Here is a 15,733-nt window from a genome sequence, read left to right on the forward strand (position 1 = left end):
TGTCCCGCCAAATGCCACAGCTTGACCAGGGCAAATGGGAACAGTTGCTTAATGCTGTGATCGGGGCCACGCTCCCACCACAACCCCGTGGGCAGGGCCCCCACACCGGACCGCGGGGTTTCCCCGCCCCCACACCCTCGGGGCGCGTCGAGGTCCAACGCCCTACAGGGAGGCCGTCATGACCGATACCGCAGCTGAGTCCGTCCCCGCGCACGCGGGTCAGGCCGACCCCTTCCCGGTTCGGGGGATGGACGCGGTCGAGTTCGCCGTCGGCAACGCCAAGCAGGCCGCGCACTACTACTCCTCCGCCTTCGGGATGCGCTGCGTGGCCTACCGCGGCCCCGAGACCGGCAACCGGGAGACCGCCAGCTACGTGCTGGAGTCGGGCGGCGCGCGGTTCGTCCTCACCTCCGTGGTGAAGGCCGCCACCGAGCACGGCAAGTTCCTCGACCAGCACGTGGCCGAGCACGGCGACGGCGTGGTCGACCTGGCCATCGAGGTGCCGGACGTCTACGCCGCCTACGCCTACGCCACCGAGCACGGCGCCACCGGGCTGAGCGAGCCGCACGAGCTGAACGACGAGCACGGCACCGTTGTGCTGGCCGCCATCGCCACCTACGGCCAGACCCGGCACACCCTGGTCGACCGCTCCGGCTACGCCGGCCCCTACCTGCCCGGCTACGTCGCCCGCGAGCCGATCGTCGAGGCGCCCAAGAAGCGCAACTTCCAGGCCATCGACCACTGCGTGGGCAACGTCGAGCTCGGCAAGATGAACGAGTGGGTCGAGTTCTACAACCAGGTCATGGGCTTCACCAACATGAAGGAGTTCGTGGGCGACGACATCGCCACCGAGTACTCCGCGCTGATGTCCAAGGTGGTCGCCGACGGCACCCGCAAGGTGAAGTTCCCGCTCAACGAGCCGGCCATCGCCAAGAAGAAGTCGCAGATCGACGAGTACCTGGAGTTCTACGGCGGCCCCGGCGTGCAGCACATCGCGCTGGCCACCAACGACATCGTCCGCACGGTCCGGCAGATGCGGGCTGCGGGCGTGGAGTTCCTGGACACCCCGGACAGCTACTACGACACCCTCGGCGAGTGGGTGGGCGACACCCGGGTGCCGCTCGAGGAGCTGCGCGAGCTGAAGATCCTGGCCGACCGCGACGAGGACGGCTACCTGCTGCAGATCTTCACCAAGCCGGTGCAGGACAAGCCGACCGTCTTCTTCGAGATGATCGAGCGGCACGGCTCGATGGGCTTCGGCAAGGGCAACTTCAAGGCGCTCTTCGAGGCGATCGAGCGCGAGCAGGAGCGCCGCGGCAACCTGTAGGCAACCTGTGGTGCAGAGCGGACCGGCCGAGCGGCCGGACGCGGCGCGGCGCGGCCCCGGATCCCGTCCGATCCGGGGCCGCGCCGCGTTGTGCGAGCGGGCCGCGGTCGGCCTGCGGCCGGCCATGGTCGGCCCGACAGCTCCTAGCGGACCACGGTCTGCACGGCCGGGGCGTGGCCGTTCCAGGTGACGAAGACCGAGTTGGTGGAGCTGCCCTGGGAGAAGTCGAACCGCATCCACCCGTCGCCGGTCCAGCTCTGCATCAGCCAGCCCGGATCAGGGGTGGCGGAGACGAGCTCGGCGATGTCCGGCTGCAGATCCAGCGCGACCCGGCCACCGGGGACCAGGTAGCTGTGCACCGTGCCGGTGCTCGCCTGGCCGTCGGGCGTGGCCGAGGGCGGCGGTGCGGCGGGCGCCGTGGAGGCGGTCACCGGTGTGGCCGGGTGGGTCGCCTGGGTGGCCGGCGCGGCAGGCGTCGTCCGGGTGGGCGCGGTGGGCGCGGTGGGCCGGGTGGGCGCGGCCTCGGACGGCCGGGCGGCGGGATCCGGGCCGGCCGACGGGTCGGGCGGGCTGCTCGGGACGGCGAGGGGCAGGGTGGCCGAGGAGGCCGGCAGCGGCAGCGCGCGCGGCGGTTCGAAGGCGGAGTCGGAGAGCACGCTGCTCACGCCCAGCCAGGACAGCACCACCCCCGCCGTGGTGGCCGCCGCCCAGGCGCCCGTCTGAACCAGTCCGCTTCGCATCGCCCGCCATCCTGCCGTACCCGGGTACGGGCCTGGCCAGCGGGCACCTGCGGTGATCGGGCCCGGACCGGGCAGCGATCGGGTGGCGATCGACCAGCGATCGACCAGCGATCGGGTGGCGAGCGAGCGGGATCGGGCCGGGATCAGGCTTGAGCAACGTTCTTGCGAAAATATGAGATGCATTAGCGTGCAGCCCCATGGCAACAGTCCTGGTGGTCGAGGACGATCCGTTCGTCCGTTCGGCCCTGATCCGTCACCTGTCCGAGTCCGGACACGCGGTCCGCAGCGTCGGCACCGCGCTGGAGGCGCTGCGCGAGGTCGCCCAGGTCGGCTGCGACCTGGTCATCCTCGACCTCGGCCTGCCCGACCTGGACGGCAGCGAGGCGCTCAAGATGATCCGCGGCCTGACCAATGTCCCCGTGATCATCTCCACCGCCCGTGACGACGAGGCGGAGATCGTCCGGCTGCTCAACGACGGCGCCGACGACTACCTGGTCAAGCCGTTCTCCGGGGAGCACCTCACCGCCCGGATGGCCGCCGTGCTGCGCCGGCTCGGCGGCGGCCTGGCCCCGGTCTCCCCGGTGCTGCGGGTCGGCGGGCTGGCGATCGACGCGCAGCGGCGCGAGGCGGTGCTGGACGGGCGGGCGCTGGACCTGACCCGCCGTGAGTTCGACCTGCTGGCCTTCCTGGCGGCCCGGCCCGGCGTGGTGGTGCCGCGCCGGGAGATCCTGGCCGAGGTCTGGCGGCAGACCTACGGCGGGGACCAGACCATCGACGTGCACCTGTCGTGGCTGCGCCGCAAGCTCGGTGAGACCGCCGCCGAGCCGCGCTACCTGCACACCGTGCGCGGTGTCGGGGTGCGCCTGGAGGCGCCCGCCGAGGCGGTCGCGGAGCGGCGGCCGTGACTGCGCGTGGTGGCCGGTCCGTGTCCGACAGGTCGGGACTGACCGGTCCGCCGCTGCGCTGGGTGCTGGTGCGCTCCGCGGTGGCCGGGACCACGATGGTCGCGCTCGCCTTCCTGATCCCGCTCGGCCTGGTGGTCCAGAAGACCGCCCGGGAGCGGGCCTTCACCGCCGCCGACCGGCAGTCCGCCGCCCTCGGCCCCGCGCTGGCGATCACCACCGACCAGAGCGCCCTGGCCCGCGCGCTGGCCAGCACCGACGCGGGCGCCCAGGGGCGGATCGCGGTCCACCTGCCGGCGCCCGGGGCGACACCGGGCCGGCCTGGTGGTACGGGCGGTACGGGCAGCGCGGGCGGTGCCGACGGTGCGGGCGGTGCGGGCGGTGGAAGCGGTGCGGGCGGTCAGGGACAGGGGGCCGGTCGACCGGCGGCGCAGGGCCAGGTGATCGGCACCGCCCGGGCCACCCCGGCGGAGATCGGCCTCGCGGCCCAGGGCCGGGTGGTCACCGTCCAGGTGCCCGGCGGCTACGCCCGCCTGCAGCCGTTCGCCGTGGCCCCCGCCCAGGTCGCCGTGGTGGAGGTCTACGTCGCCGACGCCGACCTCACCCGCGGTGTCGGCACCGCCTGGCTGGTGCTCTCGCTGGTCGCCGTGGGTCTGGTGGCGATCGCCGTGCTGGTGGCCGACCGCACCGGGGCCCGCCTGGTCGCCGCGGCCCGCCGCCTGGCCGCCGCGGCCCGCACACTGGGCGCGGGCGACCTCGCGGTGCGGATCCCGGTGGAGGGCCCGCAGGCCGAGGGCAGCCCCGCCGAACTGCGCGAGGCCGCGGCCGCGTTCAACGCGATGGCGGACCGGGTGGTGCACCTGCTGGCCGCCGAGCGTGAGTTGGCCGCCGACCTCTCGCACCGGCTGCGCACCCCGCTCACAGTGCTGCGCCTGAACGCCGCCTCGCTGGGTGAGGGGGACGCGGCCGACGCCACCCGGCACGCTGTCGCCCAACTGGAGCGCGAGGTCGACCAGATCATCCGCTCGGCCCGCCGCACCCCGGGTGAGCCACCCGCGGTCGTGGTGGGCTGCGACGCCGCCGAGGTGCTCCGCGAACGGGTCGGCTTCTGGTCGGCGCTGGCCGAGGACGAGGGCCGCCGCTGGCAGTTGCACGGCGCCGACAGCCCCGCCCCGGTCCCGGTGCCGCCCGGTGACCTGGCCGCCGCCGTGGACGCGCTGCTCGGCAACGTCTTCCGGCACACCGCCGTCGGTACCGCCTTCTCGGTGGACGTGCTGGCCACCGAGCGCGCCGTGATCGTGCTGGTCGGCGACGCGGGGGCTGGATTCGACGACCCGTCAGCGGCGCTGCGCCGGGGTGAGGGACACGGCGGCGAGGGGTCCACCGGGCTGGGCCTGGACATCGTCCGCAAGCTGGCCGAGGCGACCGGCGGGGATCTGGCACTGGGCCGCTCGGCGGTGCTGGGCGGCGCGGAGATCCGGCTCCGGTTGGGCGCGGGCGGCTCGGGCGGCGAGGCGCCGCCGCGGCGGCCCCGCCGGGCCCGGCGGGGCGGGTGGGCGCTGCGCGAGCGCGGGCGGGGAGTTTCTTAACGGCTCCCTAAGGGACGGCTACCCGTGCCTGAGCAGGCCGTTTCGGGCCCGGTCGGGACGCTAGCGTCGGCGGCGCCGGAGGTGAGGGCTTCCGGCACCCGTCCTCCGTCCGGCAGTTGAGGAGCCCCATGACGAACCAGACCACCCGCCGCGCCGCCCACCGGCGCCGCGGCCGCAAGGGCACCGTGATCGGGGCGAGCGTGCTGGCCGCGGCCGTGGTGGCCGGCGGTGTGGCGGTCATGGCCTCCAGCGCCAGCGCGGCCTCGCTCGGCGCGGTCTACAGCCGCACCAGCGTCTGGGACGCCGGCTACACCGGCCAGTACCTGGTCAGCAACACGGAGAGCGCCGCGATCGACGACTGGACGCTCAGCTTCGACCTGCCGGCCGGCGCGAAGATCGACTCGCTGTGGAACGCGAGCTTCAGCGCCGCAGGACAGCACGTCACGGTCAAGCCGCAGGCGTGGAGCGGGCACCTGGCGCCCGGGCAGAGCGTCGACGTGGGCTTCGTGGTCGAGGGCGCGGGCGCGGCCCAGGCCGAGCCGGGCAACTGCCTGATCAACAACGCCTCGTGCAAGGTGGGCCAGGGGCCCACGCCGGTCCCGTCCGGGCGCCCGACCAGCACGCCGAGCGGCGCGCCGAGCGCGGCACCGAGCGGGGCGCCCACGGCGGCGCCGAGCAGCACGTCGCCGTCGTCGCCCGGGTCGGCGTCGCCCACCGCGCCCGCGACCAGCGCGCGGCCCACCGCGCCCGCCACCAGCGCCAAGCCGACGCCCACGTCCGGCCCGACGCGGCCCGCCACCCAGTCGCCGACCCCCGTGCCCACCCCGACGTCCACCCCGACCGCCCCGCCCACCGGCGCCCCGGCGGGCGGCGGCGCGGGCTTCGCCCCGTACGTCGACACCTCGCTCTACCCGCCCTACGACCTGGTGGCCAACGCCAAGGCGAGCGGCGTGAAGAACTTCACCCTCGCCTTCATCGTGTCGGGCGGGGGCTGCGTGCCCAAGTGGGGCGGCGTCAGCGACCTCGCCGCGGACCCGGTGGCCGCGCAGATCGGGGCGCTGCGGGCGATCGGCGGCGACGTGCGGGTCTCGTTCGGCGGCGCCAACGGCACTGAGCTGGCAAGCGCCTGCTCATCGGCGAGCGACCTGGCCGCCGCCTACCAGCAGGCCGTCGACGCCTACGGCCTCACCAAGATCGACTTTGACGTCGAGGGCGGCGCGCTCACCGACGCCGCCGCCAACACCCGCCGCGACCAGGCGATCGCCCAGCTGCAGCAGGCCGCGGCCGCCAAGGGCAAGAGCCTGGACGTCTCCTTCACCCTCCCCGCACTGCCCACCGGCCTGACCCAGGACGGCATCAACCTGGTCACCGGTGCCCAGAGCAGCGGCGTGCGGATCGGCGCGGTCAACATCATGGCGATGGACTTCGGCGACGGCGTGGCCCCCAACCCGAGCGGCCAGATGGGCAAGTACGCGATCGACGCCGCCACCGCCACCCAGGCCCAGGTCAAGAGCATCCTCAACCTGAGTGACTCCGCCGCCTGGGCCAAGGTCGCGGTCACCCCGATGATCGGCGTCAACGACGTCTCCACCGAGGTCTTCACGGTGGCCGACGCCCAGCAACTGGCCGCCTTCGCGAGCAGCAAGCACCTGGCCTGGCTGGCCATGTGGTCCGCCACCCGCGACCAGGCCTGCTCCGGCGGCGCGAAGGGCTACGCCGACGCCACCTGCAGCAGCGTGGCGCAGCAGCCGCTGGACTTCAGCAAGGCGCTGGGGGCGTACGCGGGCTGAGGCCCACTCGGCTGAACTGACGCCGGCCGCCCGGTCACTCCACGCGAGGAGTGACCGGGCGGCTGCTTTTTGTGACGCGATGGCGTTAGGGTGCTCACGAGTTCGTTGGGGAGCGTGACTCGGAGTCAGCGGCATGGGGGGCTGGGATGGATTTGGCGAGCCTGCGGGACGCTAAGCCGGCGGGGCTGTACGGGGTGGCGGACGCGTACGGGAAGCTTGGTGACGCCTTCGGCGATCACGTCGCCGACTGGCAGCGGGGCACCGTCCAGGCGGTGCAAAGTGCTGGCTGGAGCGGCCAGGCCGCCGACAGCGCGCAGGCCTCGCTGGCCGCGACCGACGACAAGCTGCAGGCCGCAGGACTGGAACTCGGCACGATCAACGGTCAGTTGCGGGACAGCGCCGACGCGTTCCAGCTTGCGCGCTCCAAGCTGCTGCAGGCCCTGGCCGACGCGCAGGCCCAGGGGTTCTCGGTGAACGAGTGCGGCGCCGTCAGCTGGGCACCTCCGCCGGCTGCGCAGCGACACGACAACCAGGTCAACTGGCAGGCCCAGCAGCAGTCGGCCGCCAACGGGATCAGCACCCGGATCTCGGGCGCGCTGGCCGAGGCCACGTCGGCGGACCAGGCGCTCGCCGCGACCCTGAAGGCCTTCGCGGAACGCGCCACCAGCGGTAACGGGCTCGACCTGCAGACCGCGAGCGTCGACCGGTACCAGTCCGACTTCGAGCTCGCCACTCCCACGTACCTCGACGGTGTGCCGGGTGCGGGTGCCGGCCCGGCGCAGTGGAACACGTGGTGGAAGGGGCTGACGCCGGATGAGCAGCAGTGGTTCATCGCGGACCATCCGGAGCTGCTGGGGAACCAGGACGGGATCCCGGCGCAGGTGCGGGACGAGGTGAACCGGGCGTACCTGGCACAGACGCTGAAGAGCCTGACCGACAAGGAAGCACTAGGCCCCCTCAGCAAGGAGGACGAGGACACCCTGAAGAAGCTCCAGCCAATTCAGGGCCGTCTCAATGAGGACGCCCAGTATGCCGGTGACGGCCGCCCTCAGGACTACCTGCTCGGTATCGGTACCGAGGGTCAGGGCCGCGCCATCATCTCCTTCGGCGACCCCGACACGGCCACCGACATCTCGGCCTACGTCCCCGGCATGACCTCCGACCCTGCGTCCCTCGGGGCGGCCCATGGCGTGATCGACGGCTCCAATGAAGCCGAGAACGCCTTGAACACCTGGCGTTCGGCGCAGGCCAAGGAGCCTGCGGGGCGGTCGGTGGCCTCCGTCGTCTGGCTCGGCTACGACGCACCACCGGACAGCAACCTGTCGGCAGCCTCGTCGGGCCGCGCCCAGGCGGGCGCCCCGGCCTATGCCAAGTTCCTGACCGGCCTGCGGGCCACCAATGACGGCGCGCCGCACATCACGTCAATCGGGCACAGCTACGGCTCACTGCTGGTCGGCGAAGCGACCAGGATGTCCACACAGCAGGGGAGTCCGTACAGCGCGCCGGACGACGTCGTCCTGATCGGCAGCCCCGGGGCCGGGGTGAACAGTGCCAAGCAGCTGGGTATGCCGGGCCATGTCTGGGTGGGCGCCGCCGAGAACGATCCGGTGACCCACCTCCCGTCCAGGGAGGACACCGCGCTCGGCGCGCTCGGCGGACCGCTGCTGGGCTCTCAATGGGCGCACCAGACCGATCCGAACGGACTCTGGTATGGCACGGACCCGGCCAGTGCCGCGTTCGGGGCACAGCGCTTCGCGGTCAGTGACTGGACCTGCACCGACCCGATCTCCGCCCACCTCAAGTACCTGACCCCGAACAACGGCGGGCCGTCGCTGAACAACGTCGGCAGCATCGTCACCGGCGATTACAGCCATGTGCGGCGGGAGGCTGACCGGTGAGTGTGCGGGGAGGGTGCGCCATCGCGGTGGCGGTCGTGATGCTGATGGCGGGGACGGTGGGCTGGCTGTTCGACAACGGCTACGGGCCGATGGTGGCGCTCCGCGACCGGCCGCTACTGACGTCGGACCAGGCGCGTTCGAGGCTGGACGACCTGGTCAGAACGACCATGGCGGCCATCACACCGAGCCCGACGTACTGCGGGTTCAGGTACGAGTCCGACCAGTACCCTGCGCACTGGGACCGTGAGCCGAGCACGCTGTCCGATCTCGAGAGCATCGTCTCCCTCTGTACCGAGGTCTCGCTGGCAAAGCTCCCTACCCTGCTCGACCAGGTCGAGAGCGCCTGGCACGCCACTGTCCAGGGCCCGGTGGAGCGCGACGGCCCCATGGGTGAGGCCCCGGTCTTTCCCGGCTCGCTCAGCGCGGCGACGTTCGATGACTGCTTCCTGGATCTCTACTCGGCCGAGACCACGCCGGGCCGGACCGCCAAGGTCTGGTTCACCGTGCGGGCGGTGAAGGTCCGCTACCAGCCCACCCGTGACTACAAGCTCCCCGGCCCGGCACCCGGCACCAGCGCGAAGGTGCTGTCGGACGACCCCTACTGGTCCCACTGAACGGAGCTCCCCATGACCTCGAACCCGGCCGGTGGCGGTAGCTCCGGCTCCGGCTTCGCCGTGCACCCCGACACACTGCGGGCGGCCGGTCAGAACGCGCAGGCGGTGGCCGGGCGGATCCCGGACGAGACCAAGGGCATCGGGCCGGCGTCGGACACCGGTGTCGCGGGCCTGGCCGGGTGGGAGAGCGGCCAGGCGTTGCACGACTGCACCGCGGCCTGGCAGACCCTGCTGACCACCCTCTCCGGGCAGCTGGACAGCCAGGGCCAGAACCTGGTCACCACCGCGCAGAACTACAGCGCCATCGACTCCGCCACGGCTCTCGCGCTGACCGGCGCCGGGTCGGTGCGGCCGGCCGCCGGGGCGGATCCGTTCGTGACGGTGCTGCACCCCGGTGGCCAGTAGGCGCTTGCTGACCAGCGGGCCCTTGCTGAACCGCCGCCCGGCGCCCGCCGTCCGTTATTGTCGATGGCTGGTCGACCGACCGGCGGGATGGAGCGGGTAGTGACAGCGGTGCAGCAGGACCAGCGGGCGGCGAAGGCCGGGCCCGGGGCTGTTCCATCCGACGCTCCCGCCTGGCGGCGTTGGGCGCAGGAGCCGATACGCGCCGTGCGCGAGGCGCCGCGGGAGCGGATGCGGAAGGCCGCGATCACGGCGTTCGTCTCGTTGCTCGCCTATGCCGTGGTCCGCCACTTCATCGGGACCTCGATGGTCGACATGATCGTCTACCGGGCCGAGGGCGCCGCCGTCGCGCACGGGCACGACCTGTACGCGATCCGGGTCACCAAGTGGAACCTGCCCGCCACCTACCCGCCGTTCGCGGCGATGCTCTTCGCGCCGACCGCCTTCCTGCCGGTGCCGCTCCTGCGGGTGGCGGTGACGGCCGGGAACCTGGCACTGCTCGGGCTGGCGGCGCTGCTGTCGTTCCGGCTGGCCGGCTGGCCCAAGCGGGAGCTGCGGCCGGTCGGGGTGGTGCTGGTCATCGGGCTCGGGGTGTGGCTGGAGCCGGTCTTCACCACGCTGCGGTACGGCCAGATCAACCTGGCGCTGATCTGCCTGGTGCTCTGGGACCTGACCACGCCCGACCACCGCAAGTGGAAGGGCGTCGGCATCGGCATCGCCGCCGGGATGAAGCTCACCCCCGGGCTCTTCGCGGTCTACCTGCTGCTCACCGGGCGGGTGCGCGCCGCCTTCGTGGCCGGCCTCACCTTCCTGGGCACCTTCCTGCTCGGTGCGGCCGTGCTGCCGGACGCCACCTGGGGCTTCTGGACCAAGTACCTCTACGACTCCTCCCGGGTCGGCAAGACCGAGATCGTCGACAACCAGTCACTGCGCGGGGTCGCCGCGCGCTTCCTGCACCACGCCGACCCCGGTCTGCCCGCCACCGCGGCGGCGGCGCTGGTCGCGGTCGCGGGTCTGGCGATCGCGGTCTGGGCCTACCGCAGCGACCGCTGGCTGCCGCGTGCCGAGGCCTGGGGCGTCTGCTGCGCCGCGGTCACCGCGCTGCTGATCTCGCCGATCAGCTGGACCCACCACTGGATCTGGTGCGTGCCGATCCTGGTGCTGCTGGCCGCCGAGGCCGACCACGAGCGGTCCCGGCCTGCGGCCGTGCGGCGGCGGCGCTGGCGGGTGGTCTTCTGGATGACGGCGGCGGGGTTCTGCTCCTTCTCGATGTGGCTGGTGCCGCACAAGGGCATCACCAACCTGCAGATGAACGTGTTCAAGCAGTTGCCAGCCGGGATGTACCCCTGGATCGGGCTCTGCTTCCTGCTGGTGGCGGCCGTGCGGGTGCGCTCCCGGCGGCGTGCGGCGGGGCAGCCGCTGGTGCCGCTGGGCCTGCCCGGGCAGCGTCCGGCGGGTGCGGGTGCGGGTGCGGGTGCGGGTGCGGGTGCGGGTGCGGGTGCGGGTGTGGGTGTGGGTGCGGCAGATCCGGCCGAAGCCGGTGCGCCGGCGGGTCAGCGCGCCCCCGCGGCGCGCTGACCGGCCAGCCCTCCCGCCCGATGCCGCTCGCTGCGCACGCGGTCAGGCCAGCAGCTCGGCGAGCGAGCCGTCCAGGTCGAGCACGCTCAGCTCGCTGCCCGGCGGCACCAGCCGGTGCGACCGCTCCAGCCAGGCGGCCACCGTGGCGAGCGGGGCCTCCAGCAGCGCGTCGCCGCCCGGTGAGGTGAGCGCGAGGCAGAGCACGCTCTGCCGCCCGGCCCGGGTCGGCCAGATCCGTACGTCCCCCTGCCCGCAGGGTCGGAAGGTCCCCTCCACCAGCAGCTCGCGGGCGAACACCCAGGTCACCGGCGTGCCGGTGTCGAGGTGGAAGGTGATGTGCACCGCATAGGGGTCGTGGCTGCCGTACGACAGGCGGGCCGGGACGGGGACGCTGCGCTCGGGGGAGAGCACCAGGTTGAGCTCCAGCTCGTGCTCCACCACGCTCGGGCCGCTGTTCATGCCGCTGATCCTCTCGGTCGCGCCGGGCCCCTGCCGGGCCCGGACACCCGAAGAGAGCGCGCGGCCGCGCGGTTCTTACACGGGTTCGGCCAGCTTTCTTTCAGCGGGGCCGCACCGGCCACACCGGGCCGCACCGGACCGTGCTGAGCCGCGCTGGATCGCGGGCAGTGGCGGTTCCCGGCGGCGGCGCGCGGCGGTGCGAGGAGCGCACGGAGGCACGTGCGCGCGGGGTCGCGCGAGCAGCTCGCGGCGGGCGGCGCGCGGGCAGGCCACGGCACCCAGCAAAGCGGGTCGGTCACCTGGCTGTCCCGGTTATCCACAGGTTCCGCCGCGATCGGCGTGGAAGTACTACCCTTTGTGACTGCCCGGCGACGTGGCGTGCGCCCCGCCGGAGGCCCACAGGGGAGTAGATCTGCATGTCGGACCAGCCGTTGGTCGCCAGCACGGACACCGCCGGGGCCCCCGCGCCCGGTTACTACCCGGACCCGTCGGTGCCGGGCTTCGTCCGCTACTGGAACGGCGGCACCTGGGTGCCCGGGACCAGCCGTCCCGCTCCCGCCGACGGCGAGGTGCTGGTGGCGCCGGCGTTCGCGGGCCGCCCCGCCGTGCGGCCCAACGCGCGCTACATCCCGCCGCCGTCCGTTCCGGCGAGACCGATGGGGCCGATGGGGCCGATGGGGCCGCAGGCGTCGGTGCTCGAGTCGGGGGCGTTCGAGCCGGTAGGACGGGAGCGGTTGGAGCCGGAGCCGTCGCCGCTGGTGGAGACCGGACCGGTCTTCCTGGACCAGACGTCGGCAGGGGCCGTCTTCATGATGGCGCCCGAGGAGTCGACCGCACCCGGCCGCTGGCAGGTGGACCCACAGGAGCAGCGCGGACTGCTGGAGACCGGGGAGGTGGCGCGCTGGGTGTCCTGGGGGGCACCCGGGGAGGTGGCGGAGGCCGCGGGCGCCGTAGACGCGCCGGAGGCCGCGTGGGTGGCGGCGGTGGAGCCCACCGCCGTCCCTGCGCCGCCGTCAGGCGCGCTCGCGCCCACTCCGGTGCAGGCGCCGGTGCCGGTGCAGGTACAGGTGCCGGTGCCGGTGCACGCGGTGGCCTCCAGGCCCGTGCAGGCGCCCGCACAGGCACCCGTGCTGTCCGGCTCCGGGCGGCTTCCGGTGCCGAGTGGCGCGCCACTTCCTGCTGTGCGGCCGCGGAAGTCGGGTGGGTCGACTTCCGCGTCGCCGACCGGGGCGCCCACGGCTGTGCGGTCGCCCGCTCGTACCCCCGCCCGCGTGGCGCGTCCGGCGGCCCCCACCCCGCTGGTGACCGCCGGGCTCGGGCGGCGCCTGGCAGCCCGGCTGGTGGACCTGGTGGCGGTCGGGGCCGTGGTCGCCGCGGTCGCCGTACCCCTCGTCACGAGTACGACGGCGTACCTGCAGCAGAAGCTCGACCAGGCCCGGTCCGCCAGCCACGTGACGGGCCGTGAGGTCCAGGTCTGGTTGATCGACGGAACCGTGCTGGGGCGGGCCGCCCTGCTGCTCGGCGTGCTGCTGCTGGTCGGCTTCGCCTACGAGGTGCTCCCCACCGCCCGGACCGGCCGCACCCTCGGCAAGCGACTGGCCGGGGTCCGGGTGGTGGCCGGCGCGGAGGCGGCGCCGGGGCGCGGTGTTCGTCCGCTCGGGTTCGGGCGCGCGTTGGTCCGTTGGCTGGTCGGCCAGCTGACGGTGCTGACGGTGCTGGGACCGCTCGTGCCGCTGGCCGACCGTCAACGGCGGCTCGGCTGGCCGGACCGGGCGGCGCGCACCAGGGTCGTCAAGGCCTGAGGAGCGTTTCCGGCGGAGCGTCAGCAAAACGGCTCAAATAGTCGCAGAAGATACGATTTGTAGTGATCTACTCTTCGTATGAGCAGCTACGACCCCTCGAACCCTGAGCCGGAAGGGGGCGGCAAGCCCTCCTTCGACAAGCAGCCGCCGCAGTCGGACCAGCCGCCCCAGGGCACCCCGCCGCCGGCCGACTCCCCGTACGGCACCAACACGTACGGCGCCGGGCCGTACAGCGGTGCCCCGTTCGGCGGCGGCCAGAGCGGCGGCCAGAGCGGCGGTCAAGGGGCCGGTCAAGGGGCCGGTCAAGGCGGCGGCCATGGAGGTGGCCAAGGGGGTGGGAGCCCGTACGACGGCAGTCCGTACGGGGGTAACCCGTACGGTGGTGCGCCGAGCGGGTCGCCGTACGGCGGTGTCGGCCCCGTCCCCGGGATGCCGCCCATCGGCAGTTGGCCGCACCGCATCCTGGCCCGGGTGATCGACTACCTGCTCATCCAGGTGGTCGCGTTCGTGGTGGTGCTGCCCTTCACCGGCTTCTCCAACCGGGACGGCTGGACCGACGGTGTCTGGGTGTTCTACGCCCTCTACCTGGTCTACGAGGGCGTGATGTTCTCGCGCGACGGCCAGACCCTCGGCAAGAAGGTGATGAACGTCCGGGTCGCGATGCTGGCGGACGGCAGCAGCCCCACCACCTCCGCCGCCTGGACCCGCGCCGCTGTCTACACGCTCCCCGCGGTGCTCTGCTGCGGGCTCTGGTGGGTGGTCAACGGCATGTTCGGCGTCTTCGACAAGCCCTACCGCCAGTGCCTGCACGACAAGGCGGCGAAGACGGTGGCGGTCACCACGCGCTGAGGCCCGACGCGCTGGGCGGGGCACGGAGTGCTGGTGCTGTTGGTGCTGTTGGTGCTGTTGGGGCGGCCAGTGCGGGTCGGGCGGGCGGGGTCGGTAGCGTGGTCCGCGATGTCGGTACCGGCCCGGGGGAGTGAGTGAGCGTGTCCGAGAGCGCGATGGACGCGAGGGGCGTGACGCGTGTGAGGGGCGTGACGGGCGGCCTGGCGCCCGTCGACCTGGCGGGTTGGCCTCGGACCGAGGAGGCGGCGCTCGCCGAGCAGCGGCGGCTGCGCCCGCTGGTCGAGCCGCACGGGGCCGCCCCCGCCCCGGGGTCGCTCGTGGCGGGCGTCGACGTGGCGTACGACGACGAGCGGAACACCGTGGCCGCCGCGGCCGTGCTGCTCGACCTCGCCACCCTGGAGGTGGTCGAGCAGGCCACCGCCGTGGGTCCGGTCGCCTTCCCCTACCTGCCCGGCCTGCTGGCCTTCCGGGAACTCCCCGCCGTGGTCGACGCCCTGGCCGGCCTGCGGCAGCGGCCCGACCTGGTGGTCTGCGACGGCTACGGCCTGGCCCACCCGCGCCGTCTGGGACTGGCTAGCCACCTCGGCGTGTTGACCGGCCTGCGCACGCTGGGTGTCGCCAAGACCCCGTTCACCTTCACCCACCAGGACCCGGCCGCCGAGCGCGGCCGCTGGACCCCGCTGCTCGACCAGGAGACCGGTGAGGAGGTCGGCCGTGCGGTGCGAACCCGCGTAGGGGTGAAGCCGGTCTTCGTGTCGGTGGGTCACCGGATCGGGCTGTCCGAGGCGGTCGCCTGTGTCCTTGCCCTCACGCCGCGCTACCGGCTGCCGGAGACCACCAGGCAGGCGGACTCGCTCTGCCGCCGTACCCTGGCGGCCTCCTGACAGGGAGGCAGCTGTTGGACACGGGGGGTTGGCGTTGAGTTGAATACTTGGGAGGCTGGGCCCGGTCAGGGCTGACGGGAACACGACGGGGAGGCGCGAACCGTGGCCGACAAGGGCAGCAGCGGTGCGGGGGCAGGGGCCGGGTCGGGCTATCAGGTCGAGGTGGACAGCCTGCGAGCTTTCGCCGGCCAGGTACGCGGCCTGCTGGCGGAGTTCCAGCAGAGCGCGGACGGACCCACGACCCATGCCAGGACCGGCGTGGGCAGCGGTTCGTTCGGCCAGTTCGCCGAGGCGAAGGCCTTGCACGACCAGTACGACTTGATGCGCGACGGCCTGCGCGATGTGCTGACCGCACTGCAGGAGGCGATCGACGACGCCCAGAGCAAGGCCGACCTGACCGCCACCAACTACGAGGAGCAGGAGCACGACACCGCACGCAGTCTCCGGGTCTCCTCGGACGGCTGGTCGGTCGGCACGCTCGCCACCTCCTCCCCGGCCGCGACCTACGGTGCTGCCGCCGCGGGTGCGGCCACCGGTGCCGCGGTGGGCCGGAAGGCAGCCACGTCCGGCGGGCGGAAGGCGGGTCGGCAGGGCACACCGGTGACGGGGCAGCCGGTGGACCAGGCGGCGGAGGTGCCCGCGAGCGGCTTGCCGGTTGGGGGAGTGCCGGTTGGGGGAGCACCCGTTGACGGAGCGCCGGGTGAGGGGACCCCGTCGGGCGGGGCACCTGTGGTGCCTGGCGCAGTGGTCCCGGGGGGCGGCGCGCCCGACGGATCGGCGAACGGGAACTCCGCCCGGCCCGGAAGCGCGACAACGCCGGAGGACGACGGGACGACCGGCCGCGTGGTGGAGCAACCCACATGGTGAGGACAACCGTTCACGTGACAGGAGGTGAGTGA

General features: G+C 73.4%; 14 protein-coding genes. 12 read left to right on the plus strand and 2 right to left on the minus strand.

Annotated features, from left to right (window positions below):
- The first annotated feature begins 178 nt into the window (after positions 1–178).
- Positions 179–1,327 (plus strand): 4-hydroxyphenylpyruvate dioxygenase, encoded by a 1,149-nt coding sequence (gene hppD, locus OG455_RS25110; RefSeq protein ID WP_266297300.1) that lies wholly within the window; start codon positions 179–181, stop codon positions 1,325–1,327.
- A gap of 143 nt (positions 1,328–1,470) precedes the next feature.
- Here hppD and OG455_RS25115 read toward each other — a convergent pair whose 3' ends face one another.
- Complete coding sequence (locus tag OG455_RS25115) at positions 1,471–2,067, minus strand: hypothetical protein (RefSeq protein ID WP_266297302.1); 597 nt, start codon at positions 2,065–2,067, stop codon at positions 1,471–1,473.
- 197 nt (positions 2,068–2,264) lie between these two features.
- Here OG455_RS25115 and OG455_RS25120 point away from each other — a divergent pair, with 197 nt between their 5' ends.
- From OG455_RS25120 to OG455_RS25150, 7 genes are all read left to right on the plus strand, one after another.
- Positions 2,265–2,972 carry a response regulator transcription factor gene (locus tag OG455_RS25120; RefSeq protein ID WP_266297304.1) on the plus strand — a complete coding sequence of 236 codons (708 nt, stop codon included), beginning with the start codon at positions 2,265–2,267 and terminating at the stop codon, positions 2,970–2,972.
- A 53-nt stretch (positions 2,973–3,025) separates the two neighbouring features.
- Positions 3,026–4,558, plus strand: coding sequence for a HAMP domain-containing sensor histidine kinase (locus OG455_RS25125; protein ID WP_266300948.1), 1,533 nt, complete (start codon positions 3,026–3,028; stop codon positions 4,556–4,558).
- A gap of 128 nt (positions 4,559–4,686) precedes the next feature.
- The gene (locus OG455_RS25130; RefSeq protein WP_266297306.1) at positions 4,687–6,348 is read left to right on the plus strand and encodes a cellulose binding domain-containing protein; all 1,662 of its coding nucleotides are present in this window, start codon (positions 4,687–4,689) and stop codon (positions 6,346–6,348) included.
- Positions 6,349–6,494: 146 nt separating this feature from the next.
- Entirely contained in the window at positions 6,495–8,246 is a 1,752-nt protein-coding gene (locus OG455_RS25135; RefSeq protein ID WP_266297308.1) for an alpha/beta hydrolase, read from the plus strand.
- Positions 8,243–8,860, plus strand: coding sequence for a hypothetical protein (locus tag OG455_RS25140; protein ID WP_266297310.1), 618 nt, complete (start codon positions 8,243–8,245; stop codon positions 8,858–8,860). The genes OG455_RS25135 and OG455_RS25140 overlap by 4 nt, the downstream gene beginning before the upstream one ends.
- A gap of 12 nt (positions 8,861–8,872) precedes the next feature.
- Complete coding sequence (locus OG455_RS25145) at positions 8,873–9,265, plus strand: type VII secretion target (RefSeq protein WP_266297312.1); 393 nt, start codon at positions 8,873–8,875, stop codon at positions 9,263–9,265.
- A 99-nt stretch (positions 9,266–9,364) separates the two neighbouring features.
- Entirely contained in the window at positions 9,365–10,840 is a 1,476-nt protein-coding gene (locus tag OG455_RS25150; RefSeq protein WP_266297315.1) for a glycosyltransferase 87 family protein, read from the plus strand.
- Positions 10,841–10,882: 42 nt separating this feature from the next.
- Here the strand turns inward: OG455_RS25150 and OG455_RS25155 are convergent, their stop codons facing one another.
- Complete coding sequence (locus OG455_RS25155; RefSeq protein ID WP_266297317.1) at positions 10,883–11,299, minus strand: SsgA family sporulation/cell division regulator; 417 nt, start codon at positions 11,297–11,299, stop codon at positions 10,883–10,885.
- Between the two features lie 416 nt (positions 11,300–11,715).
- Between OG455_RS25155 and OG455_RS25160 the strand changes: the two genes are divergently transcribed.
- From OG455_RS25160 to OG455_RS25175, 4 genes are all read left to right on the plus strand, one after another.
- The gene (locus OG455_RS25160; RefSeq protein ID WP_266297319.1) at positions 11,716–13,101 is read left to right on the plus strand and encodes an RDD family protein; all 1,386 of its coding nucleotides are present in this window, start codon (positions 11,716–11,718) and stop codon (positions 13,099–13,101) included.
- A gap of 78 nt (positions 13,102–13,179) precedes the next feature.
- Positions 13,180–13,950: an RDD family protein gene (locus OG455_RS25165; RefSeq protein WP_266297321.1), complete on the plus strand. Its 771-nt coding sequence runs from the start codon at positions 13,180–13,182 to the stop codon at positions 13,948–13,950.
- 170 nt (positions 13,951–14,120) lie between these two features.
- Complete coding sequence (locus tag OG455_RS25170; RefSeq protein WP_266297324.1) at positions 14,121–14,834, plus strand: endonuclease V; 714 nt, start codon at positions 14,121–14,123, stop codon at positions 14,832–14,834.
- Positions 14,835–14,936: 102 nt separating this feature from the next.
- Positions 14,937–15,701, plus strand: coding sequence for a DUF2563 family protein (locus OG455_RS25175; RefSeq protein ID WP_266297326.1), 765 nt, complete (start codon positions 14,937–14,939; stop codon positions 15,699–15,701).
- The last annotated feature ends 32 nt before the right edge of the window (positions 15,702–15,733 follow it).

This window comes from Kitasatospora sp. NBC_01287, assembly GCF_026340565.1.
In the GTDB taxonomy this organism is placed as follows: Bacteria; Actinomycetota; Actinomycetes; order Streptomycetales; family Streptomycetaceae; genus Kitasatospora.